This window comes from Streptomyces sp. NPDC088732 (assembly GCF_044751205.1).
In the GTDB taxonomy this organism is placed as follows: domain Bacteria; phylum Actinomycetota; class Actinomycetes; order Streptomycetales; family Streptomycetaceae; genus Actinacidiphila.
The window spans coordinates 30,999-52,266 of record NZ_JBIVLI010000013.1 but is presented as its reverse complement, the minus strand read 5'-3'; the positions used below and the strand labels follow the sequence as shown (position 1 = coordinate 52,266).

Sequence of the window (21,268 nt, the reverse complement as noted above, 5' to 3'; positions counted from 1 at the left end):
GAAGGGGTGTCCGGGGGCCGCTGGACGGGTGCGATGCGCGGCGCACCACCCGTTTTCCTGTGCGTGTGCGTTCCGACCGTCGAGTGTGCGACGCGGGCGTTTCCGCGACGTCGCCGGATCGTTGGCGTGGTGTGAACGCGCATCCGGCCGATTCGACGGGATTCGACGGCCGGCGGCCGCCCCGGGCTGTGACTTGTCACAGTCGCCGCTTGTCAGGGGGCCTTCTTCGGCCAGACTGTGCCCTTCCGTATCGAACCCATGGTCGACCGAGGACCTGACGCATGCGCCTGCGCCCCCGCACCATCCGCACGCAACTCGTGGCACTGATCCTGGTGCCGCTCCTGTCGCTGGCGGGTCTGTGGACGTACAGCACCTACACCTCGGTACGCGGAGCCTTCGCCCTCATCGGGATCGCCGAGACCTACCGCTACTACGGCACCCCGGCCGACGATCTGGCCCGCGCGCTGCAGGTGGAACGACGCCTCGCCGTCACCTATGTCGCCTCCGAGGGCGCACAGGGCGGCACCGAACTCGCCCGGAGCGAGAAGGACACCGACCATCTGCTGGCGGTCCTGCGCGACCACGCGCGCGACCAGGCCCGCGGTGCACCGCTCGACCTGGTGCAGAAGCAGCGGCTGACCGAGATCCTCACCGCTGCCGAGGATCTGCGGCCGCTGCGCGCCGAGTTGCGTCGGCCCGACTTCGGCTGGTCCATGGCGCTGCACCGCTACTCGTCTGTGATCGACCCCACCTTCCGCCTGCGCGGCGCACTCGCCTCCCTGCAGAGCGGTGAGGTGGCCCACCAGGGCGGTCTGGTCATCGAGCTCGTACGCGCCCGGGAGCTGCTGTCCCGCGAGGACGCGATGATCAGCGCCGTGCTGGCGGGACAGCCCATGTCCGTGAGCCAGTACCGCGAGTTCGTCAGCACCGTGGACGGCCGGAAGCTGCTGCACTCGATCGTCGACCCGGAACTGAGCAAGTCGGCCAAGGAACGCCTCGACCAGTTCGGCGGCGGCAGCGTCGCCTGGTCACTGGACTCCATGGAGTCCGCCGTGCGCTCCGCCGGAGCGGCGGACGTCGGCAGCGTCGTCTCGCACGACTGGCGGCTCAATGCCGACCGTGCCCTCGCGCAGCTCAGCACCATCAACCTGGAGGCCGCCCGCGAAATCGGCGACCAGGCGCGCGAGGACGGCATGAGCGTCCTTCTCAGGACCGGTGCGGTCAGCCTCGCCGGCCTGCTCGCGGTCGTCCTGACCGTCGTGGTCTCCCTCCTGATCGGCCGCAGCATCGCCCGGCGGCTCACACTGCTGCGCAACGAGGCGCTGGAGCTGTCGGGGAGCCGGCTTCCCGAGGTGCTGCACCGGCTGCGGTCCGGTGAGGAGCTCGACGACGACGCCGTGGCCCGCGCCGCCCCCGAACTGCACCTGGGCGCCGACGAGATCGGGCAGGTGGGAAGGGCCTTCAACACCGCGCAGCGCGCCGCGGTGCGGGCGGCCGTCGACCAGGAGCGGATGCGCCGCGGGGTGTCGGCGGTCTTCACCACGCTCGCCCGCCGCAGCCAGGTGCTGCTGCACCGCCAGCTCACCCTCCTCGACGGGATGGAACGCCGCTCGCAGGACCCTGCGGAGCTCGACGACCTGTTCCGCGTCGACCACATCGCCGTCCGCATGCGGCGGCACGCCGAAGGCCTGCTGATCCTCTCCGGCAACGCCCCGGGCCGCGCCTGGCGACGCCCGGTCCGGCTCGCGGAGGTGGTCAGGGCGGCGGTCGGCGAGGTGGAGGACTACCAGCGCGTGGTCGTACGGCGCATGCCCAGGGTGGCGCTCGTCGGCTCCGCGGTCGCCGACGTGCTCCACCTGCTCGCCGAACTCATCGACAACGCCACCGCGTTCTCCCCGCCCGAGAGCAGGGTCGAAGTGCGCGGCGAGGTGGTCGGCGGCGGCTACGTCCTGGAGATCGAGGACCGCGGACTCGGCATGAGCGCCGAACGACTCGCCGAGGCGAACAGCGAGATGGGCGAGGCCGCCGCCGGCACCGACCTGCCGGAGACCGACCGCCTCGGGCTGTTCACCGTCGGGCGGCTCGCGGCCCGCCAAGGTGTACGGGTCGCACTGCGCCGCGGCCGGTACGACGGCACGGTGGCCGTGGTGATGATCCCTCAGGCCGTGCTGGTCGACGGATCGTCGGACGACGCCGAGACCGGGGAGCACGTGCTGCGGCCCCGGTCCGTGGCGGAGCCGCCCAGTGGCGACCGCGCCGACAAGGCCCCGCGCACACCTCGCACCCGCCGCGGACCCTCGCGGCCCAAGGAGGACGGGCGCACCGGGGCGGGCTTGCCCAAGCGGGTGCGGCAGGCCAGTCTCGTAGCGCAGCTCAGGGAGGACGCCGTGCACGACAGCCCGGCCGAGCCGCCGGCCGGCGGACAGGAAAGGGAACGATCTCCGGAAGAGGCTCGTTCCACGATGACGGCGTTCACGCGCGGCCTCGCCCGCGGACGGGACGCTGCGACACCGCACGGGACTGCGGAGAACGGGGGCAACGGGGGATGACCGTGAGCAACGGACTCACCTGGCTGATGGACGACCTGACGGAACGGGTGCCGCACGTCCGGCACGCGCTCGTGCTGTCCGGCGACGGTCTGGTGACCGGCGCGAGCACCAGTCTGGACCGCGCGACGGCGGAGCACCTGGCCGCTGTCTCGTCCGGGTTCCACAGTCTCGCCAAGGGAGCCGGGCGGCACTTCGAGGCAGGCGGCGTACGGCAGACGATGGTCGAGTTCGACGACGGCTTCCTCTTCGTCACGGCCGCCGGCGAGGGCAGCTGCCTTTCGGTGCTGAGCGGGGTCCAGGCGGACGTCGGCCAGATCGCCTACGAGATGACCCTCATGGTTCACCGGGTCGGTGAGCACCTCGGTGTCGCACCGCGCCGGCACGACGCGGCGGCCCCCGGGGAGTGATGCAGCATGACGCCGAGCCCGCCGGAGGACGAGGGCGCGCTCTGGTATGACGACGAGGCCGGTCCGATGGTGCGCGCCTACACCATCACCGGTGGCCGCACCCGGCCGGACTCGGACGGCGATGTCGACCTGATAGCCGTCATGATCGCTGCCAACACCGCCCGCACCTCCCCCACCACCGCTGCCGCCGTCTCCGAGGACGGCCTCGACGACGAGCACCTCACCCTGCTCGACCTGTGCCGCGACGGGCCGTTGTCGGTCGCCGACCTCGCGTCGGAGGCCGACCTCGCCCTGGGCGTGGTCCGCGTGCTCCTCGGTGACCTGCTGCGCGAGGGCCACCTGAGGGCGATCCGCCCCGTGCCCCCGGCCGAACTGCCGGACGTCGGGGTGCTGCAGGACGTCATCAACGGGCTGCGGGCCTTGTGAGGCGGTCGTCCGCGGCATGATGTCGGTGCCCGGACGTACGGTGATGCCATGACCGGGATCACGTATGTCCGGGGCGACGCCACCGCCCCGCTGGGCGGGGGCGTGAAGCTGATCGCGCACGTGTGCAACGACCTCGGCGGGTGGGGCAAGGGCTTCGTGCTCGCGGTGTCCGCGCGCTGGCCGGAGCCCGAGGCGGCCTACCGGCGCTGGCACCGCGAACGCGCGACGAACGACTTCGGGCTGGGTGCGGTCCAGTTCGTCGAGGTCGGGCCGGCGCTCTGCGTGGCCAACATGATCGGTCAGCACGGGATCCGACGGGGCAGCAAGGGCGTGCCGGTCCGGTACGAGGCGATCGACGCGGGGCTGGCCGCCGTGGCGGACCGGGCCGCCGCCCTCGGGGCATCCGTTCACATGCCGCGCATCGGTTGCGGTCTGGCGGGCGGGAGTTGGCAGCGCGTGGAGCCGATGATCGAGGAGCGGCTGGTGCGCCGGGGGACAGCCGTGACCGTCTACGACTACGGCGGGTGACGGAGTTATCCACAGGCCCGGGCGAGGTGTCGGTCCCGTGTTCTACATTCGTGACTGTCAGTGATGGACGGTCACGGAACGACGGGGGATCGACATGGGTGTGCAGGAGCTGGTCGGCGCGGAAGCGCTCGGTGTGCTGCGGGCGCGTGAGGAACTGGGTCTGGAGGCGGACGAGTTCGATGTCGCGCTGCGGACGGGAGAGATCCGCACGACACCCGCGGCCGGAGGGCGGCGGCGCGTGGTGCGCAAGGACGTGGAACGGCTGCGGGCCGAGGAGGGCTTCCCGGACACCCTCAGGGAGCGGCTGAGGCTGGTGGGGAGCGTCGAGGGCGGTGAGCTCATCGGCATCACCCGCGACCGGTTCACCAGATTTGCCAAGGGAGGTCTCATCCGCCCCGTGCGGTGGTACGTGAACCGGTACCGGACGGTCGTCTGGCTCTATCTGGCCGTCGAGGTGCGGCAACTGGCCGTCGACCACCCGGCCTTGCTCACGGGCCGCCTTCCGGCCGCATTGCGTGACGCGCTGGACGAGGGGGAGGACCACCGTCCCCGCGGCTGGCGGGCCCGGCGTGTGGAGGAGATGGTGCGGGATGCCGCCGACGCCTGGGGCGAGGCGGCCGCCTGGGCCGCGCTGCTGGGACCGGAAGCTGCGGCGGAGGCCGTGCCGGATCCGCACGAGCGGGCCTATTTGCGTCGCCTTCGACCGGGACTGCCGCCCGGGAACACCGGTTCGTACGCCGTGCGCGAGGTGATCGACGCCCACATCGTGGCGGACCACCCCGACGAAGTCGCCTTCGCCCAGGTCTCGCTGGCGGACGCGCTGCTGCGGGCGCGCGCCGTCCGGCCGGCGCCCGGGTCGGGGGACGAACGGCAACCAGGACCCGCCGATCTCGCGCCGCCGAAAGGGGCTGCAGCTTCTTCGAGTGCCGCCCGGTCGCCTCGACCGCCCCGACGGACCGCGGGGGGCCGCTGGCGGCGGCTCCTGGGCCTCGGGGCGGGGTGAGGTGAGGGGCTTCAGGCGGCGGGGACCCGTGGCGTCACACGCGACCCACCTGGCGGTTCTCGGCGCTCACCATCCAGGCGTGCTCTTCGAGGGTGTCGATGACGGAGTGGAGGATGTCCGCGGTGGACGGGTCCTCCGCGTCCACACCGTCGTGCAGACGCCGCATGGTCGCCGTTGCCGCGTGCAGGCGCGTTGTGATGAGGTCCACCACGTCCGCGACGCTCTGCTCCCCCTCGGGGAACTTGGGCAGGGTCGTGGTGGCCGTGACCGTGTCGGAGCGCCCGTCCGGGACGGCGTGGAGGCTCCTCATGCGCTCGGCGATCGTGTCGCTGGCCTCGCGGGCGTCGTCGACGATGTGGTCCAGCTGCTTGTGCAGGTCACGGAAGTTGTGGCCGACCAGGTTCCAGTGGGCCTGCTTGCCCTGGAGGTGCAGTTCGACCAGCTCGACGAGAATCGCCTGAAGGGCCTCGGACAGCTGCCGGGAAGCCGTGAACCCCACGGCCGCCTCGTGCTCGGAGAGACGCGCAGTCGAGGGGACAGTGTGCGACGTCATGTCTCTGCTCCTTGGGTAGAAAGGTCTTTCCCGGACATCGAGAACCGAGGGGACGCGGGGTCTCGCGATCGATGCGCCGTGAGCGGTCGCCCGACTGCTCGTCCGCTCAAGCGCCGGCGGCCTCGTGCGCCTCAGCGATGGACGGTCCGTCGTCCTCGCCGCCGTTGGACAGGCCCCGCAGGCCGTCCTGGTGACAGGCACCCCTGGGAGGAGGCGCAGCTCGACATCGCCCTCACACGACCATCATGTGCACGGCACACGGGGATACGCCATTCGAGGGAGTGGCGTATCGCCGCGGGCCGCTGCACGGGGCAGCGGGACGGCTGTCAGTCCTCGTGCTTCCGGAACAGCCCCTCCTGGACCACCGAGACGAGCAGCCTGCCCTCGCGGTCGTAGATGCGTCCACGGGCCAGCCCGCGGGCGCCGGTGGCGACCGGGGACTCCTGGTCGTAGAGGAACCACTCGTCGGTGCGGAACGGCCGGTGGAACCACATCGCGTGGTCCAGCGAGGCCATGTCGAAGCCGCGCGGCCCCCACAGCGGCTCGATCGGCACCCGAACGGCGTCCAGCAGCATCATGTCGCTGGCGTACGTGAGCGCGCAGGTGTGCACGAGCGGGTCGTCGCCGAGGGGGCCCACGGCGCGCATCCAGACCGCGCTGCGCGGCTCCGCGCCCGCGACCTCCTCCGGGGTCCAGCGCAGCCGCTCCACATAGCGGATGTCGAACGGCTGCCGGCGCGCCATGCGCTCCAACTGCTCCGGCAGGCCGCCCAGATGCTCGCGGATCTCGTCCGCGAGGCTCGGCAGGGTCTCCGGGCCCGGGACCTCCCGCATCGGCAGCTGGTGCTCGAAGCCGGGTTCCGGCAGATGGAAGGAGGCAGTCAACGTGAAGATCGTCCTGCCCTGCTGCACCGCGACCACACGGCGTGTGGTGAACGACTTCCCGTCGCGTACGCGTTCCACCTCGTACACGATGGGCACGCCCGGACGGCCCGGCCGCAGGAAGTACGCGTGCAGGGAGTGCACCGGCCGGGTCCCGTCCGTGGTGCGGCCGGCGGCGACCAGCGCCTGGCCCGCGACCTGCCCGCCGAAGACCCGCTGGATCCGCTCGTCGGGGCTCTGCCCCCGGAAGATGTTCTCCTCGATCTTCTCGAGGTTCAGCAGGTCCACCAGCCGCTCGGCGGGGTTGGTCATCAGGCGTGCCCCTTCCGTTCCTGCTCCGCTTCGGTTGCCTGCCGTGCCTCGGCGGCGAGGGCGCGGGCGTCCGCAGCCGTGCGTATCGCGGGTGCGGCGGTCACAGAGTGCCCACCGCCGTCACCTTGACCACCGCGCGTCCCTCCTCGTCGGAAGCGGTCAGGTCGATGTCGGCCGAGATGCCCCAGTCGTGGTCGCCGGCCGGGTCCGCGAAGGTCTGCCGCACCTTCCACAGGGCGTCCTCGGGGCGCTCCTCGATCTGCAGCAGCTTGGGGCCGCGGGCATCCGGCCCGGTCCCCAGGTCCTCGTACTCGTCCCAGTAGGCGTCCATGGCGTCCGCCCACGCGTCCGCGTCCCAGCCGGACTCGGCGTCGAGTTCGGCCAGCTCGGAGTAGTGCTCCAGGGCGGCCAGCTCCACCCGGCGGAACATCGCGTTGCGCACCAGCACCCGGAAGGCCCGGGCGTTGGCCGTGACCGGCTTGACCTGGTCGGCGCGCTCCTGCGCCTCCTCGGCGGTCATCTCCGCGGGGTTCGCCAGCTGCTCCCACTCGTCGAGCAGGCTGGAGTCGACCTGGCGGACCAGTTCGCCCAGCCAGGCGATGAGGTCCTGGAGGTCCTCGGACTTCAAGTCGTCGGGGACGGTGTGCTCCAGCGCCTTGTAGGCGCTCGCCAGGTAGCGCAGCACGATGCCCTCGGTCCTGGCCAGCTCGTAGTGCGACACGAACTCGCTGAAGGTCATGGCGCGTTCGTACATGTCGCGCACCACGGACTTCGGCGAGAGCGGGTGGTCGCCGACCCAGGGGTGGCTCTTGCGGTAGACGCCGTAGGCGTGGGAGAGCACCTCCTCCAGCGGCTTGTCGTAGGAGATCTCCTGCAGCCGCTCCATCCGCTCCTCGTACTCGATCCCGTCGGCCTTCATCGCGGCCACCGCAGCGCCGCGCGCCTTGTTCTCCTGGGCGGCCAGGATCTGGCGCGGGTCGTCGAGGGTCGACTCGACGACCGACACCATGTCGAGCGCGTAGGAGGGCGATTCGGGCTCCAGCAGCTCGAAGGCGGCGAGCGCGAACGTGGACAGCGGCTGGTTGAGCGCGAAGTGCTGCTGGAGGTCCACGGTGAGCCGGACGATGCGGCCTTCCTCGTCCGGCTCGTCCAGGCGCTCCACCACTCCGCCCGCGAGCAGCGAGCGGTAGATCGCGATGGCCCGCCGGATGTGGCGCAGCTGCGACCTGCGGTCCTCGTGGTTGTCCTCCAGCAGCCTGCGCATGGCCTCGAAGGCATTGCCGGGGCGGGCGATCACCGACAGCAGCATCGCGTGGGTCACCCGGAAGCGGGAGGTCAGGGGCTCGGGGTCGGAGGCGATCAGCTTCTCGAAGGTGGTATCGGACCAGCCGACAAAGCCCTCGGGCGCCTTCTTGCGGACGACCTTGCGGCGCTTCTTCGGGTCGTCCCCGGCCTTGGCCAGCGACTTCTCGTTCTCGATGACGTGCTCGGGGGCCTGGGCTACGACCAGCCCGGCGGTGTCGAAGCCGGCGCGGCCGGCCCGCCCGGCGATCTGGTGGAACTCCCGGGAGCGCAGCACCCGCACGCGGCTGCCGTCGTACTTGGTGAGCGCGGTGAACAGCACCGTGCGGATCGGCACGTTCACCCCGACACCGAGGGTGTCGGTGCCGCAGATGACCTTCAGCAGGCCCGCCTGGGCGAGCTTCTCCACCAGGCGCCGGTACTTGGGCAGCATGCCCGCGTGGTGCACGCCGATTCCGTGCCGGACGTAACGGGAGAGATTGCGCCCGAACTTGGTGGTGAAGCGGAAGTTCCCGATGAGCTCGGCGATGGCGTCCTTCTCGGCCCGGGTGCACATGTTGATGCTCATGAGCGCCTGCGCCCGCTCCACGGCGGCCGCCTGCGTGAAGTGCACGATGTACACCGGAGCCTGCCGGGTCTCCAGCAGCTCCGTCAGGGTCTCGGTGAGCGGTGTCAGCCTGTACTCGTACGACAGGGGTACCGGACGGGTCGCCGAGCGCACGACCGATGTGGGCCGACCGGTACGGCGGGTCAGGTCCTTCTCGAAGCGGCTGACGTCGCCGAGGGTCGCCGACATCAGCAGGAACTGTGCCTGGGGCAGCTCCAGCAGCGGGATCTGCCACGCCCAGCCGCGGTCCGCCTCGGCATAGAAGTGGAACTCGTCCATGACGACCTGGCCGATGTCCGCGTCCTTGCCGTCGCGCAGCGCTATCGACGCGAGCACCTCCGCCGTGCAGCAGATGACGGGCGCGTCCGGGTTGACGGAGGCGTCACCGGTGAGCATGCCGACGTTCTCGGTGCCGAAGAGCTTGCACAGGTCGAAGAACTTCTCCGAGACCAGCGCCTTGATCGGCGCGGTGTAGAAGGTGACCTCGTCACGCGCCAGGGCGGCGAAGTGCGCGCCAGCCGCGACCAGGCTTTTTCCCGAGCCGGTGGGCGTCGACAGGATGACGTTCGCCCCCGAGACCACCTCGATCAGCGCCTCCTCCTGGGCGGGATAGAGCGAGATGCCCCGGCCCTCCGCCCAGGTGGCGAAAGCTTCGAAAAGGGCGTCGGGGTCGGCCTCGGCAGGGAGCTGATCGATAAGGGTCACACCCCCATCTTGCCTGCCGCGGGGTCCGGGGGATGAACCGGCGGTACGAACGAAGATCGGCCGACGGTATGGTGTGCCGTCGATTGGACGTCAACTCCGCTTCAGGGCGGGTCGAAAGGGGCGGGACACGCCATGATGGGACCGGCACATTCTGTCTCCGGAGCGGCAGCTTGGCTGGCAGTGGGTGCGGTCGCCGCGGGGCTCAATCATCCGATGCCCTGGCCGACCCTCGTGGTCGGTGCGCTGATCTGTGCCGGTGCGGCTCTCGCTCCTGATCTGGATCACAAGGCGGCCACGATTTCCCGGGCATTCGGCCCGATTTCCCGATGGCTGTGCGAGGTCATCGACAAGCTGTCCTTCGCCGCCTACCGAAAGACCCGCAAGCCCGGTGACCCGATACGCCAGGGCGGGCACCGCACTCTGACCCACACGTGGCTCTGGGCGGTCATGATGGGCGCCGCCGCCTCCGGCCTGGCATGGGTCGGCGGCCGGTGGGCCGTGGTCTTCATCCTCTTCGTGCACGCCGTGCTGGCGGTCGAAGGGCTGTTGTGGCGGCAGGCCCGGATGTCCAGCGACATCCTGGTCTGGCTGCTCGGTGCCACCAGCGCCTGGGTGCTCGCCGACACCCTGGACAGCACGCAGAGCGGCAAGGGCTGGCTGCTGACCGAGCCCGGTCAGCAGTACCTGTGGATCGGCATCCCGATCGTGCTCGGCTCCATCGTGCACTGCCTCGGCGACGCGCTGACCGTCTCGGGCTGCCCGGTGCTGTGGCCCATCCCCATCGGGCGCCGGCGCTGGTACCCGCTGGGCACCCCCAAGCCCATGCGGTTCCGTGCGGGCAGCAAGGTCGAGATCAAGGTGCTGACCCCGATCTTCTTCGTGATCGGCGGCGTGGGTGCGGTGGGGGCGCTGGTCTTCGGCGCCTGAGCACCCCCACCGCGGCTCGGCGCGCGGCGCCGTGGCGGCCGGCTTATCCGTGCCAGGACCGCCACAGCGCCGCGTAGGCGCCGTCCGCGTCCACGAGCTGGTGGTGGCTGCCCAGCTCGCTGATCCGGCCGCCCTCGACGACCGCGATCAGGTCCGCGTCGTGCGCGGTGTGCAGCCGGTGCGCGATGGCCACCACCGTCCGGCCGTCCAGGACACGGGCCAGCGACCGCTCCAGGTGCCGTGCCGCCCGCGGGTCGAGCAGCGACGTGGCCTCGTCCAGCACCAGGGTGTGCGGGTCGGCCAGGACCAGGCGGGCGAGCGCCACCTGCTGCGCCTGGGCCGGGGTGAGCGCGGCCCCACCCGAACCCACCTCGGTGTCCAGGCCCGACTCCAGCGCCCGCGCCCAGCCCTCGGCGTCGACCGCCGTCAGCGCCGCCCACAGCTCGGTGTCGTCCGCCCCGGCGCGGGCGAGCAGCAGATTGTCGCGCAGCGTCCCGACGAAGACGTGGTGCTCCTGGTTGACCAGGGCCACGTGCTCGCGGACCCGCTCCGCGGGCATCCGTGCCAACTGGGCGCCGCCGAGGGTGATCTCACCCGTACGGGGTGCGTAGATCCCCGCCAGCAGCCGACCCAGGGTCGACTTCCCGGCGCCGGAGGGCCCGACGAGAGCGACCCGGGTGCCGGGGCGCACCCGCAGCGTGACGCCGTGGAGCACGTCGCTGCCGGCGCGGTAGCCGAAGCGCACCTCGTCGGCGTGGACGTCACGCCCGTCCGGCGTCACCTCGGTGTCGCCGGCGCCCGGCTCGATCTCCCGTACGCCCACCAGACGCGCCAGGGAGACCTGGGCCACCTGCAGTTCGTCGTACCAGCGCAGGATGAGATTGATCGGGTCGACCAGCATCTGCGCGTACAGCGCGCCGGTGGTGAGTTCGCCGACCGAGACCCAGCCGTGCAGGACCAGCGTGCCGCCGATGAGCAGCACCGCCGCCAGGATCAGGGTGTACGTCGCGTTGATCACCGGAAAGAGCACGCTGCGCAGCCACATCGTGTAGCGCTCCCAGGCCACCCATTGCCGGATGCGCAGGCGGGAGAGCTCCTCGCGCCGTTCCTCCAGCCGGTGGGCCTCGATGGTGCGCCCGGCGTCCACCGACTCGGCGAGGACGGCCGAGACGGCCGCGTAGCCGGCCGCTTCGGAGCGGTAGCCGTGCGGCGCCCGGCGGAAGTACCAGCGGCAGCCCAGCAGGAGGACCGGCAGCGCCACGAGCACGGCGAGTGCCAGCGGGGGCGAGGTGACGGTCAGGGCGCCGAGGAGCAGCCCGCCCCAGACCACGGCGATCGCCAGCTGGGGCACCGCCTCGCGCATCGCGTTGGCCAGCCGGTCGATGTCCGTGGTGATCCGGGACAGCAGGTCGCCGGTGCCCGCTCGTTCGAGGACGCCCGGCGGCAGCGCGACCGACCGTACGAGGAAGTCCTCGCGGAGGTCGGCGAGCATCCGTTCGCCCAGGACGGCCCCGCGCAGCCGTACCTCGCGCACGAAGTACGTCTGCACGGCGAGGGCGGCGGCGAAGAACGCCATCGTGCGCCCGAGGTGCAGGTCCCTGTCGCCCGCCGACAGGCGCTCGACCAGGTGTCCCAGCAGGTAGGGGCCGACCATCGAGGCGAGGACACCCACCGCGTTCAGCGCGATGACGGCGGCGAAGGCGCGCCGGTGGCGGCCGACGAGTTCCTTGACGTAACCGCGCACCGTGGTGGGCGACCCCACCGGCAGGGTGCTGGCCTGCTGCGGCGCGGCCGGGTCGTAGTCCGGCGGTGGCACGCCGATCATGCGGGTTCCTCGGCTTTCCGTAGTGACTCGAAGGGGTGGAGTTCGGTTTCGGTCTCCCGGGTGACCACGGCGCGGTAGCCGGGCTCGGTGAGGAGCAGTTCGCGGTGCGTCCCCGCGCCCCGTACCGAGCCCTCCTCGACGAAGACGACCCGGTCCGCCAGGTCCAGCAGCAGCGGGCTGGAGGTGAGGACCACCGTGGTCCGCTCGGCGCGCAGCGCTCGTAGGCCGCGCGCGATCCTGGCCTCGGTGTGCGTGTCGACGGCGCTGGTCGGTTCGTCGAGCACCAGCACCTCCGGGTCGACCATCAGCGAGCGGGCCAGCGCCAGGCGCTGCCGCTGCCCTCCGGAGAGCGACCGTCCCCGCTCGGTGATCCGGGTGCGCATCGGGTCGCCCGACGCGTCCACGGAGGCTTGGGCCAGCGCCTCCAGCACGTCGTCGCACTGGGCCGCGGCCAAGGCGTCCGCGGGCGCGACGGCGCCCGACCGCGGCACGTCCAGCAACTCGGCCAGCGTCCCCGACAGCAGCACGGGGTCCTTGTCCTGCACGAGCACCAGGGCCCGTGCGGCGGCCAGCGGGAGCCCGTCGAGCGCCGTGTCGCCCAGCAGCACCGAGGGGTCCTCCTCGGTGCGTTCCGGGCTGTGGCCGCCGAGCCGGTCGGCCAGCGCGCCCGCCGCGTCCGGATCGCCGCACACGACGGCGGTCAGCTTTCCGGCGGGCGCCAGCAGGCCTGTGGCGGGGTCGTACAGGTCTCCCGGCGCATTCGAAACATTCGAGACATTCAGTGCCTTCGACGGCGAGGCGGCGGAGGCGCCCGTGTCCGGCCGCCCCACCGTGTCCCGCCGCAGCGACAGGACCCGCGCCGCGCGCTTGGCGGAGGGCTTGGAGAAGGAGTACGCCATCGCGATCTCCTCGAAGCCCCGCAGCGGGAAGAGCAGGAAGACCACGGCGCCGTAGACGGTGACCAGTTCGCCGACCGAGATCCGGCCGTCCAGCGCGAGGCGCGCTCCGTACCAGGTCACCGCAAGCAGCAGCAGTCCGGGCAGTGCCACCTGGAGCGCGCTGATCAGGGACCACATCCGGGCGCTGCGCACCGCGGCCTGCCGGACCTCCTGGGACGCGCGCCGGTAGCGGGTGAGGAACTGCTCCTCGCCGCCGATGCCGCGCAGCACCCGCAGTCCGGCCACCGTGTCCGAGGCGAGTGCGGTGGCCTTGCCGGCCTTGGTGCGCTGCTCGTCCGCCCGCCGGGTCGCGTGCGGCAGGAGCGGGAGCACCGCGAGCGCCAGGACGGGGACGCAGGCCGCCACGATCAGACCGAGTTCGGGGCGGTAGACGACGAGGGCGACCGTCACGCCGACGGTCGCCAGAAGGCTGGACGCGAAGCGGGCCAGCGCCTCCACGAACCAGCCGATCTTCTCGACGTCACCGGTACTGACGGCGACGACCTCACCGGCCGCGACCCGCCGGGTGAGCACCGAGCCCAGTTCGGCTGTCTTGCGGGCCAGTAGCTGCTGGACCCGGGCGGCGGCGGTGATCCAGTTGGTGACGGCGGTGCGGTGCAGCATGACGTCGCCCACCGCCGAGACCACACCCAGAGCGAGGATGAGGCCGCCCGCGAGCGCGAGCCTGCCGCCCGAGCGGTCCACGGCCGCCTGGACGGCCAGGCCGACCGCCGCGGGCACGCCCGCGAACGCCGCCATGTTGAGCGTGCCCCAGAACGTGGCCGTCGCCTGGGCTCGGATCTGGCGTTTCTCGAGCCAGAGCAGAAGTCGGAAGCCGGACCGGGTGTCGGGGACACCCGGATCGGCATGGGGGAGAGAACGTAGCGACATGGCGTCCCGGCATCGGAGATGGGGGTGAGTGAGGACGTGCCAGGGTCGCTCGCCGACGGGGTGAATTCAACCGGTTTTTTCCTCGGTGCGGGGAAGGCGCCACGTTCGTGATCCCGCACGACTGAGGGCCGCGGCGGAGGCGGGTGACACAGGTGGCTGACGGCGACTCAGAGTGCTCTCACGCCCTCTGAGTTGTTCTTCCGGAACCGTCACGCGGGTTGTTTCTGCAAGATGTTGAAAGTTTTTCCACGCGACGTATTGACGGTGTCCCCCCGCGGGGCCAGTCTCCTGTCCGGAGTTCCCACGGGCGGGAACTCCGCCCCCCACTCGATGGCCTGGCGCGTGGCTGTCTTCGGGGCACCTTTGTGCCCGAAAACGAAGGAGCCGCACCATGAGATCGCGTTTCGTGCGCGCGGGACTGGCGGCGCTGCTCGCCACGGCAGGCCTCGCCGTCGTGTCGCAGGAGCCGGCCCAGGCCGCACCCCCCGGGAGCAAGGACGTCACCGCGACGCTCTTCGAATGGAAATTCGCCTCCGTCGCCAAGGAGTGCACCAGCACCCTCGGCCCCGCGGGCTACGGCTACGTGGAGGTATCCCCGCCCCAGGAGCACATCCAGGGCTCGCAGTGGTGGACCTCGTACCAGCCCGTCAGCTATCGCATCGCCGGCCGGCTCGGGGACAGCACGGCCTTCAAGAACATGGTCGACACCTGCCACGCGGCGGGCGTCAAGGTGATCGCGGACGCGGTCGTCAACCACATGAGCGCGGGTTCGGGAACGGGCACCGGCGGGACGTCGTACACGAAGTACAACTACCCCGGTTACTACCAGGACCAGGACTTCCACTCCTGCCGGTCCAGCATCGTGGACTACACCAACCGCGACAATGTGCAGAACTGCGAACTCGTCGGTCTCGCGGACCTGAACACCGGAAGCGACTACGTCCGTTCCACCATCGCCGCCTACCTGAACAGCCTGATCTCCCTCGGTGTCGACGGATTCCGGATCGACGCGGCCAAACACATCGCCTCCGGCGATCTCGCCGCCGTCAAGGCGAAGCTCAGCAAGCCCTCGGTCTTCTGGGCGCAGGAGGTCATCTACGGTTCCGGCGAGGCGGTCCAGCCCGGCGAGTACACCGGGACCGGCGACGTCGACGCCTTCCAGGGCGCCTACGACCTCAAGCGGATCTTCAGCAACGAGAAGCTGGCCTACCTGAGCAACTGGGGCGCCTCCTGGGGCGCCGGGTACCTGCCGAGCGGGCAGGCACGCACCTTTGTGGACAACTGGGACACCGAGCGCAACGGCTCGACCCTCAACTACAAGGCCGGGGCGACCTACACGCTGGCCAACGTCTACATGCTCGCGTGGCCCTACGGCTCGCCCAATGTGTACTCGGGCTACGAGTTCTCCGACAACGACTCCGGCCCGCCCAACGGCGGCACCGTCAACGCCTGCTACAGCGACGGCTGGAAGTGCCAGCACGCCTGGCCCCAGATCGCGGGCATGGTCGGCTTCCACAACGCCGTCGCCGGGACGGCCGTGACCAACTGGTGGTCCAACGGCAACAACGCCATCGCTTTCGGTCGCGGCAGCAAGGGCTTCGTGGCGATCAACCACGAGAGCGGCCCGATCAGCCAGACCTTCACCACCTCGCTGCCCGCCGGCACTTACTGCGACGTCCAGCACAGCGGCGCCACCTACACCGTCGCGTCGAACGGCACCTTCACCGCCACCGTCGGCGCCAACGACGCGGTCGCGCTGTACGCAGGCGCTCCCTGCGGCGGTGGTGGCTCGGCCCCGGCGAGCGGCGCGTCCTTCTCGGTGAACGCCACCACTGTGTGGGGCCAGAACGTCTACGTGGTGGGCGGCAACGCCGCGCTCGGCAACTGGAACACCGCAGGGGCGCTGCTGCTGTCCTCGTCGGCCTACCCGGTGTGGAAGCTGGACGTCGCCATGGGGGCGGGCACGTCCTTCGAGTACAAGTACATCAAGAAGGACGCGAACGGGAACGTCACGTGGGAGTCCGGCGCCAACCGCACGGCGACCGTGCCCGCCAGTGGCAAGGTGACGCTCGGCGACACCTGGCGCGCCTGACCCCGCGTCCTGGGGCCCTGCGCCGAGCGCGGCGCGACAAGGCCCGGCGGGACCGAACGGCTCAGCAGTGGCCCGGCGCGGTGTCCAGGACGGCGAGCAGCGCCGTCAGGGCATCGCGCTGGGCCGCGTCCAGTGGTGCCAGCATCTCCTCCGCGGCATCCCGCCGGGCCTGCCGCAGCCGCCGCAGCGCGCCCTGGCCCTCCGCCGTCATCTCGATGCGCACCACTCGGCGGTTGGCCGGGTCCGGCACGCGGCGCACGAAGCCCCGCTCCTCCAGGGCGTCGGTGAGCGTGGTCACCGCGCGCGGCACGACCTCCAGGTGCTGGGCGAGGTCGGCCATCCGGGGCGGCTCCTCGCTGTGGGCGACGCTGCGCAGCATGCGCGACTGGGCCGGTGTGATGCCGAGCGGCTCCAGGTGACGTCGCTGGACGCGGTGCAGCCGGCGGGTCAGCCGCAGCAGTTGTTCGGCGAGGCTGCTCGACCCGTCGGCGTCCGCGGCGGAGATACGCGATTCCATGGGCCAAGATTATCAGGATGCGGTTCATTGTGAGTATAGGTAACAATGAACTACACTCGCATCGTCCTGCTGTACCGCTGTACCGCTGTACCGCTGTACCGCTGTACCGCTGTCCGGCTGAACGTGCCTGTCCTGCCGCAGTTCCTTCCCCGCCCTCGGAGGCCCTTTGCATCCCGGTGACTCCCCGCAGTGGACCCCACCGCCCAAGAACCCCGCCCGGCACACCGACGTACGACGTGTCCTGGGCCTGTTCAGTCCCTACCGCAGCCGCCTCGCCCTCGTCGGGCTCCTGGTCGGCGCCGCATCCCTGGTCTCGGTCGCCTCGCCCTTCCTGTTGCGCGCGATCCTCGACACCGCGATCCCGCAGGGCCGCACCGGGCTGCTGAGCCTGCTGGCCCTCGGCATGATCGCCACCGCCGTCCTCAACAGCGTCTTCGGCGTCCTCCAGACGCTCATATCCACCACGGTCGGCCAGCGCGTCATGCACGACCTGCGCACCGCCGTCTACGAGCGGCTGCAGCGCATGTCGCTCGCCTTCTTCACCCGGACCCGCACCGGCGAGGTGCAGTCCCGCATCGCCAACGACATCGGCGGCATGCAGGCCACCGTCACGTCCACCGCGACCTCGCTCGTCTCCAACGCCACCAGCGTCGTCGCCGGCGTCGTCGCCATGCTCGCCCTGGACTGGCGCCTCACGCTCGTCTCCCTGGTGCTGCTCCCGGTCTTCGTGTGGATCAGCCGCCGCGTGGGCACGGAACGGAAGAAGATCACCACCCAGCGGCAGCGGCAGATGGCCGCCATGTCCGCCATCGTGACCGAGTCCCTGTCGGTCAGCGGCATCCTGCTCGGCCGCACCATGGGGCGCTCCGCGTCCCTGACCCGCTCCTTCGCCGACGAGTCCGAGCGTCTGGTCGACCTCGAAGTGCGCTCCAACATGGCCGGGCGGTGGCGGATGTCCACCATCGGCATCGTGATGGCCGCCATGCCCGCCCTGATCTACTGGGCGGCCGGTGTCGTCGTCCAGGGCTCGGGCACCCTGGTGTCCATCGGCACCCTGGTCGCCTTCGTCTCGCTGCAACAGGGGCTGTTCCGGCCCACGGTGAGCCTGCTGGCGACCGGTGTGCAGGTGCAGACCTCGCTGGCACTGTTCCAGCGCATCTTCGAATACCTCGACCTGCCGGTCGACATCACCGAGCGGCCCGATCCCGTACGGCTCGAACGCGCCCGCGGCGACGTGCGCTTCGAAGGCGTCGGCTTCTCCTACGACCCCGCCTCGCCCGAGCGGACCCTGGACGGCATCGACCTGGAGGTGCCGACCGGCACGAGTCTCGCGATCGTCGGCGCCACCGGCTCCGGCAAGAGCACGCTGAGCTATCTCGTGCCCCGCCTGTACGACGTCACCGAGGGTCGCGTCACGCTCGACGGCACCGATGTGCGGGACCTCGCCTTCGACACCCTCGCCGCGTCCGTGGGCGTCGTCTCGCAGGAGACGTACCTCTTCCACGCCTCCGTCGCGGAGAACCTGCGCTTCGCCAAGCCGGACGCCACCGACGAGGAGATCGCCGCCGCGGCGCGCGCCGCTCAGATCCACGACCACATCGCGGGCCTGCCCGACGGGTACGACACCGTCGTCGGCGAACGCGGCTACCGCTTCTCCGGCGGCGAGAAGCAGCGCCTGGCCATAGCCCGCACCATTCTGCGCGATCCACCGGTCCTCATCCTCGACGAGGCCACCAGCGCCCTGGACACCCGCACCGAGCACGCCGTCCAGGAGGCCATCGACGCCCTCTCCGCGGGCCGGACCACCATCACCATCGCGCACCGCCTGTCCACGGTCCGCGACGCCGACCAGATCGTCGTGCTGGACCACGGGCGGATCACCGAACGCGGCACGCACGACCAACTGCTCGCCCTCGACGGCCGGTACGCGGGCCTGGTGCGCCGTGACACCGAACTCGCCCCTACGGGATGATCGTTGCCCATGGGACCACTCCACGGTGCCGACCTGCCGGGCTACCGGCAGGTCGCCGAGCACGCCTGGACCGATGACCACGGCGATGTGATCAGCCTGCACTTCTTCGACCTGCCGCCGGACATACCGGCGCCCCTGGAGGAGCCGGACCGGCTGCGGCAGGCACTCGCCCGCGTCACGGCCGACGCGGGCGGCGGCCTCATCCAGGCCGACGTCGTCCGGGTCGCCGGACTGCCGGCGCTGCGTCAGGTGCTCAAAGTGCCGCTGCCGGACCGGCCGAGAGGCCAGGCGTTCCTGGGCAGTTACACCCTGCCGCGGGCGGGCTGCAGCGCGGTGGCCAAGGTGCAGGCCTTTGAAGACGGCGTCACAGGGATGCGCGAGGCCATGGTGCTCGCCGAACTCGGGCCCGAGCAGTACTTCCTGGAGCATCCCTACGCGCCCGGGCTGCGCGGGGGCTGTCCTTCCACCGCGCCGACGCCGAGGAGTACGACGCGCGCTTCCCCGGCCACCCGCTCGCCCGGGTGCGGACGGCGCTCGCGCGGCTTGCCGGGACCCTGGGCGCCGAACCCGGCTTCGGGGAGCTCCCGCCGTTCACCGGGCCTGCCCGCCGCGGCTTCTTGGGACGGGTGAGCAAGCGCACACGCCGGGACCGGTGATCCGCCGCGCGGTACCGGGGGCCGCCGCTAACGTGAGCCGTGGCGCCGACATTTGCAGGAGGTCCCCGATGGCAGAGCCAGGCCGCTCCGTTCGCTCCGGCCGATCCGACCGTTCCGCCGCGCTGCTGGCCCGGCTGCTCGCCACCTCGGGCACCGCGCACTTCGTGGTGCCCGGGCCCTTCGACGCGATCGTCCCGAAGGTCCTGCCCGGCGACGCCCGCACCTGGACCTATGCCAGCGGCGCGGTGGAACTCGTCCTCGCCGCCGGTATCGCCCTGCCGCGCACCCGCCGTGCCGGGGCGCTGCTGGCGGCCGCCTTCTTCGCCGGGGTGTTCCCGGCGAACGTGAAGATGGCCCGCGACTGGCGCGACCGCCCCGCGCCGCTGCGCAAGGCCGCCTACGCGCGGCTGCCGCTGCAGCTGCCGCTAGTGCTGTGGGCGCTGAAGGTGAGCCGCGACACCGACGGCTGACGGCCGTCCCGGGGCATTGTCGGTGCCCCGTCCTACGCTCGGTGTGTGACCTCGCCGAGGAGTCTGTCCGTCGCCGTCGTCGCCGATCCCCTGGGGACCGGCGGGCGGCTCCGGGCGCTGCGCGAGGACGGCACCCCGGCAGGCCCCCCGGAGAGCGTCCCCGATCTCGCCGCGGCCGTCGCCGACCGCGAGCGGCACCAGGCGCCCCGCTGGGTGTGGGCCGCCACGGACGAGATCTACCCGCCTCTGCTGGAACGGCTGCCGGTCCGCCCCGCGCGGTGCCACGACCTCAAGCTCGTCGAGGCCCTGCTGCTCGGTTCGGAGGAGCGCTTCGGCCTGCCCCGCTCCCTGGGCGCCGCCTGGGCACGCCTGCGCGGGCTGCCGGTGCCCGCGGACGCGCCCGAGGGCGGGGCCGACGACCAGCCGGTGCTCTTCGCCGCCGACCGCCATCACCTGCCGCCCGGCACCGATCCCCTGGACGCCGTGATCGCCGTCCACACCGAACAGCAGCGCCGGATCGCCCTGTCGGAACACCCCGACCGGATGCGCCTGCTGTGCGCCGCCGAGTCCGCCGGTGCGCTCGCCGCGGCGGAGATGTCCCATGACGGCCTGCCCTGGAGTGCCGCCGCCCACGACGAGGTGCTGATCGGGCTGCTCGGCCCGCGCCCGCCCGGGAGTACCCGGCCCAAGGTGCTCAGCGAACTGTCCACCGCCGTCCAGGAGGCGCTGGGCCGCCCGGTCAACCCTGACTCTCCCGCCCAGCTGCTGCCCGCGTTCGAGCGGGTGGGCGTGCACATCACCTCGACCCGCTCCCATGTCCTGCGGAAGGTGGAGCACCCCGCCGCCGGCCTTCTGCTGCGCTACAAGGAGCTCTCCCGCATCCACAGCGCCCACGGCTGGGCGTGGCGTGAACACTGGGCGCCCGCCGGGCGGTTCCGCCCCGAGTACGTTGTCGGCGGTGTTGTCTCCGGCCGCTGGGCCACCCGCGGGGGCGGTGCGCTGCAGATCCCGCGACAGCTGCGGGCGGCCGTGGTCGCCGACCCCGGGCACCGCCTGGTCGTGGCCGACGCGGGCCAGCTGGAGCCGCGGGTGCTCGCCGCCCTCTCCGGTGATCCCGGACTTGCGGCCGCCGCGGCCGAGGGCGACCTCTACGCGGCCCTGGCCCGTACGGCCTTCGGCGGCGACCGCGCCCGGGCCAAACTCGGCCTCCTGGGCGCCATGTACGGGCAGACCACCGGCGAGGTGGGACCCCTGCTGGAGGTGCTGCGGCGCCGCTTCCCCGACGCCATGGGGCTGGTGGAGTCCGCCGCACGAACCGGCGAGGGCGGCGGCGTGGTCCGCTCCCACCTCGGCCGTACGTCACCGCCGCCCGCCGCCGACCGCCAGGACCTCAGCGACGCGCAGGCACGGGCCTGGGGCCGCTTCACACGCAACTTCGTCATCCAGGCCACCGCCGCGGAATGGGCGCTCGCGGTGCTGGCCTCGCTGCGCCGGCGCCTGGCCGCGCTCGACGGCCCCCGACTGGTGTTCTTCCTGCACGACGAGGTCATCGTGCACACCCCCGAGGACCTCGCCCCCGAGGCGGGGAAGGCGGTCGCGGAGGCCGCGGACGAGGCCCGCCGTCTGCTGTTCGGCCGGACGTCGGTCTCCTTCCCGCTGGAGACGCACATCGTGCGGTCCTACGCGGAGGCGAAGTGAGCCCCCGCG

17 protein-coding genes are annotated in these 21,268 nt (G+C 71.7%); 11 read left to right on the top strand and 6 right to left on the bottom strand.

Annotation, left to right across the window (positions count from 1 at the left end; translation table 11 throughout):
- Nucleotides 1-281 precede the first annotated feature (281 nt).
- The 5 genes from ACIP9H_RS22285 to ACIP9H_RS22265 all read left to right on the top strand — a co-directional run bounded on the left by ACIP9H_RS22285 (nt 282) and on the right by ACIP9H_RS22265 (nt 4,913).
- A complete protein-coding gene (locus tag ACIP9H_RS22285) occupies nt 282-2,549 on the top strand; it encodes a nitrate- and nitrite sensing domain-containing protein (protein WP_401590243.1) in 2,268 nt (755 codons plus the stop codon).
- Complete coding sequence (locus tag ACIP9H_RS22280) at nt 2,546-2,956, top strand: roadblock/LC7 domain-containing protein (protein ID WP_360900069.1); 411 nt, start codon at nt 2,546-2,548, stop codon at nt 2,954-2,956. Before ACIP9H_RS22285 ends, ACIP9H_RS22280 begins: the two co-directional genes overlap by 4 nt.
- A gap of 6 nt (nt 2,957-2,962) precedes the next feature.
- Complete coding sequence (locus ACIP9H_RS22275) at nt 2,963-3,382, top strand: DUF742 domain-containing protein (protein ID WP_401590240.1); 420 nt, start codon at nt 2,963-2,965, stop codon at nt 3,380-3,382.
- Between the two features lie 48 nt (nt 3,383-3,430).
- Complete coding sequence (locus tag ACIP9H_RS22270; RefSeq protein WP_401590237.1) at nt 3,431-3,910, top strand: macro domain-containing protein; 480 nt, start codon at nt 3,431-3,433, stop codon at nt 3,908-3,910.
- 94 nt (nt 3,911-4,004) lie between these two features.
- Complete coding sequence (locus ACIP9H_RS22265) at nt 4,005-4,913, top strand: DUF6397 family protein (RefSeq protein ID WP_401960333.1); 909 nt, start codon at nt 4,005-4,007, stop codon at nt 4,911-4,913.
- A gap of 34 nt (nt 4,914-4,947) precedes the next feature.
- On the opposite strand, the gene ACIP9H_RS22260 is transcribed toward ACIP9H_RS22265, so the two are convergent.
- From ACIP9H_RS22260 to ACIP9H_RS22250, 3 genes are all read right to left on the bottom strand, one after another.
- Nucleotides 4,948-5,466 carry a DNA starvation/stationary phase protection protein gene (locus ACIP9H_RS22260; protein ID WP_360900081.1) on the bottom strand — a complete coding sequence of 173 codons (519 nt, stop codon included), beginning with the start codon at nt 5,464-5,466 and terminating at the stop codon, nt 4,948-4,950.
- A gap of 326 nt (nt 5,467-5,792) precedes the next feature.
- Entirely contained in the window at nt 5,793-6,659 is an 867-nt protein-coding gene (locus ACIP9H_RS22255) for an acyl-CoA thioesterase (RefSeq protein ID WP_401960330.1), read from the bottom strand.
- Between the two features lie 100 nt (nt 6,660-6,759).
- On the bottom strand, nt 6,760-9,273 hold the full coding sequence (locus ACIP9H_RS22250; RefSeq protein WP_401590229.1) for a DEAD/DEAH box helicase: 2,514 nt from the start codon (nt 9,271-9,273) through the stop codon (nt 6,760-6,762).
- A gap of 132 nt (nt 9,274-9,405) precedes the next feature.
- Here ACIP9H_RS22250 and ACIP9H_RS22245 point away from each other — a divergent pair, with 132 nt between their 5' ends.
- Nucleotides 9,406-10,200 carry a metal-dependent hydrolase gene (locus ACIP9H_RS22245; protein ID WP_360900089.1) on the top strand — a complete coding sequence of 265 codons (795 nt, stop codon included), beginning with the start codon at nt 9,406-9,408 and terminating at the stop codon, nt 10,198-10,200.
- 43 nt (nt 10,201-10,243) lie between these two features.
- On the opposite strand, the gene ACIP9H_RS22240 is transcribed toward ACIP9H_RS22245, so the two are convergent.
- Together ACIP9H_RS22240 and ACIP9H_RS22235 are read right to left on the bottom strand one after the other, a co-directional pair.
- The gene (locus ACIP9H_RS22240; protein WP_401960327.1) at nt 10,244-12,025 is read right to left on the bottom strand and encodes an ABC transporter ATP-binding protein; all 1,782 of its coding nucleotides are present in this window, start codon (nt 12,023-12,025) and stop codon (nt 10,244-10,246) included.
- Complete coding sequence (locus ACIP9H_RS22235; RefSeq protein WP_401960324.1) at nt 12,022-13,854, bottom strand: ABC transporter transmembrane domain-containing protein; 1,833 nt, start codon at nt 13,852-13,854, stop codon at nt 12,022-12,024. The genes ACIP9H_RS22240 and ACIP9H_RS22235 overlap by 4 nt, the downstream gene beginning before the upstream one ends.
- A gap of 391 nt (nt 13,855-14,245) precedes the next feature.
- On the opposite strand from ACIP9H_RS22235, the gene ACIP9H_RS22230 reads away from it, so the two are divergent.
- On the top strand, nt 14,246-15,946 hold the full coding sequence (locus ACIP9H_RS22230; protein ID WP_401960321.1) for a carbohydrate-binding module family 20 domain-containing protein: 1,701 nt from the start codon (nt 14,246-14,248) through the stop codon (nt 15,944-15,946).
- Between the two features lie 61 nt (nt 15,947-16,007).
- Here ACIP9H_RS22230 and ACIP9H_RS22225 read toward each other — a convergent pair whose 3' ends face one another.
- The gene (locus ACIP9H_RS22225) at nt 16,008-16,463 is read right to left on the bottom strand and encodes a MarR family winged helix-turn-helix transcriptional regulator (RefSeq protein WP_401960319.1); all 456 of its coding nucleotides are present in this window, start codon (nt 16,461-16,463) and stop codon (nt 16,008-16,010) included.
- A 166-nt stretch (nt 16,464-16,629) separates the two neighbouring features.
- On the opposite strand from ACIP9H_RS22225, the gene ACIP9H_RS22220 reads away from it, so the two are divergent.
- The 4 genes from ACIP9H_RS22220 to ACIP9H_RS22205 all read left to right on the top strand — a co-directional run bounded on the left by ACIP9H_RS22220 (nt 16,630) and on the right by ACIP9H_RS22205 (nt 21,259).
- Nucleotides 16,630-18,435: an ABC transporter ATP-binding protein gene (locus ACIP9H_RS22220; protein ID WP_401960317.1), complete on the top strand. Its 1,806-nt coding sequence runs from the start codon at nt 16,630-16,632 to the stop codon at nt 18,433-18,435.
- Between the two features lie 9 nt (nt 18,436-18,444).
- Nucleotides 18,445-19,065, top strand: a complete 621-nt coding sequence (locus tag ACIP9H_RS22215) for a hypothetical protein (protein ID WP_401960314.1) — start codon at nt 18,445-18,447, stop codon at nt 19,063-19,065.
- A gap of 94 nt (nt 19,066-19,159) precedes the next feature.
- Entirely contained in the window at nt 19,160-19,561 is a 402-nt protein-coding gene (locus ACIP9H_RS22210) for a hypothetical protein (RefSeq protein ID WP_401960311.1), read from the top strand.
- Between the two features lie 45 nt (nt 19,562-19,606).
- Nucleotides 19,607-21,259: a bifunctional 3'-5' exonuclease/DNA polymerase gene (locus ACIP9H_RS22205; RefSeq protein ID WP_401960310.1), complete on the top strand. Its 1,653-nt coding sequence runs from the start codon at nt 19,607-19,609 to the stop codon at nt 21,257-21,259.
- The last annotated feature ends 9 nt before the right edge of the window (nt 21,260-21,268 follow it).

Bases quoted from the DNA above. Each gene is read 5' to 3' on its own strand.
- ACIP9H_RS22285 (WP_401590243.1), top strand. From the start codon at position 282: ATGCGCCTGCGCCCCCGCACCATCCGCACGCAACTCGTGGCACTGATC.
- ACIP9H_RS22280 (WP_360900069.1), top strand. From the start codon at position 2,546: ATGACCGTGAGCAACGGACTCACCTGGCTGATGGACGACCTGACGGAA.
- ACIP9H_RS22275 (WP_401590240.1), top strand. From the start codon at position 2,963: ATGACGCCGAGCCCGCCGGAGGACGAGGGCGCGCTCTGGTATGACGAC.
- ACIP9H_RS22270 (WP_401590237.1), top strand. From the start codon at position 3,431: ATGACCGGGATCACGTATGTCCGGGGCGACGCCACCGCCCCGCTGGGC.
- ACIP9H_RS22265 (WP_401960333.1), top strand. From the start codon at position 4,005: ATGGGTGTGCAGGAGCTGGTCGGCGCGGAAGCGCTCGGTGTGCTGCGG.
- ACIP9H_RS22260 (WP_360900081.1), bottom strand. From the start codon at position 5,466: ATGACGTCGCACACTGTCCCCTCGACTGCGCGTCTCTCCGAGCACGAG.
- ACIP9H_RS22255 (WP_401960330.1), bottom strand. From the start codon at position 6,659: ATGACCAACCCCGCCGAGCGGCTGGTGGACCTGCTGAACCTCGAGAAG.
- ACIP9H_RS22245 (WP_360900089.1), top strand. From the start codon at position 9,406: ATGATGGGACCGGCACATTCTGTCTCCGGAGCGGCAGCTTGGCTGGCA.
- ACIP9H_RS22240 (WP_401960327.1), bottom strand. From the start codon at position 12,025: ATGATCGGCGTGCCACCGCCGGACTACGACCCGGCCGCGCCGCAGCAG.
- ACIP9H_RS22235 (WP_401960324.1), bottom strand. From the start codon at position 13,854: ATGTCGCTACGTTCTCTCCCCCATGCCGATCCGGGTGTCCCCGACACC.
- ACIP9H_RS22230 (WP_401960321.1), top strand. From the start codon at position 14,246: ATGAGATCGCGTTTCGTGCGCGCGGGACTGGCGGCGCTGCTCGCCACG.
- ACIP9H_RS22225 (WP_401960319.1), bottom strand. From the start codon at position 16,463: ATGGAATCGCGTATCTCCGCCGCGGACGCCGACGGGTCGAGCAGCCTC.
- ACIP9H_RS22215 (WP_401960314.1), top strand. From the start codon at position 18,445: ATGGGACCACTCCACGGTGCCGACCTGCCGGGCTACCGGCAGGTCGCC.
- ACIP9H_RS22210 (WP_401960311.1), top strand. From the start codon at position 19,160: ATGGCAGAGCCAGGCCGCTCCGTTCGCTCCGGCCGATCCGACCGTTCC.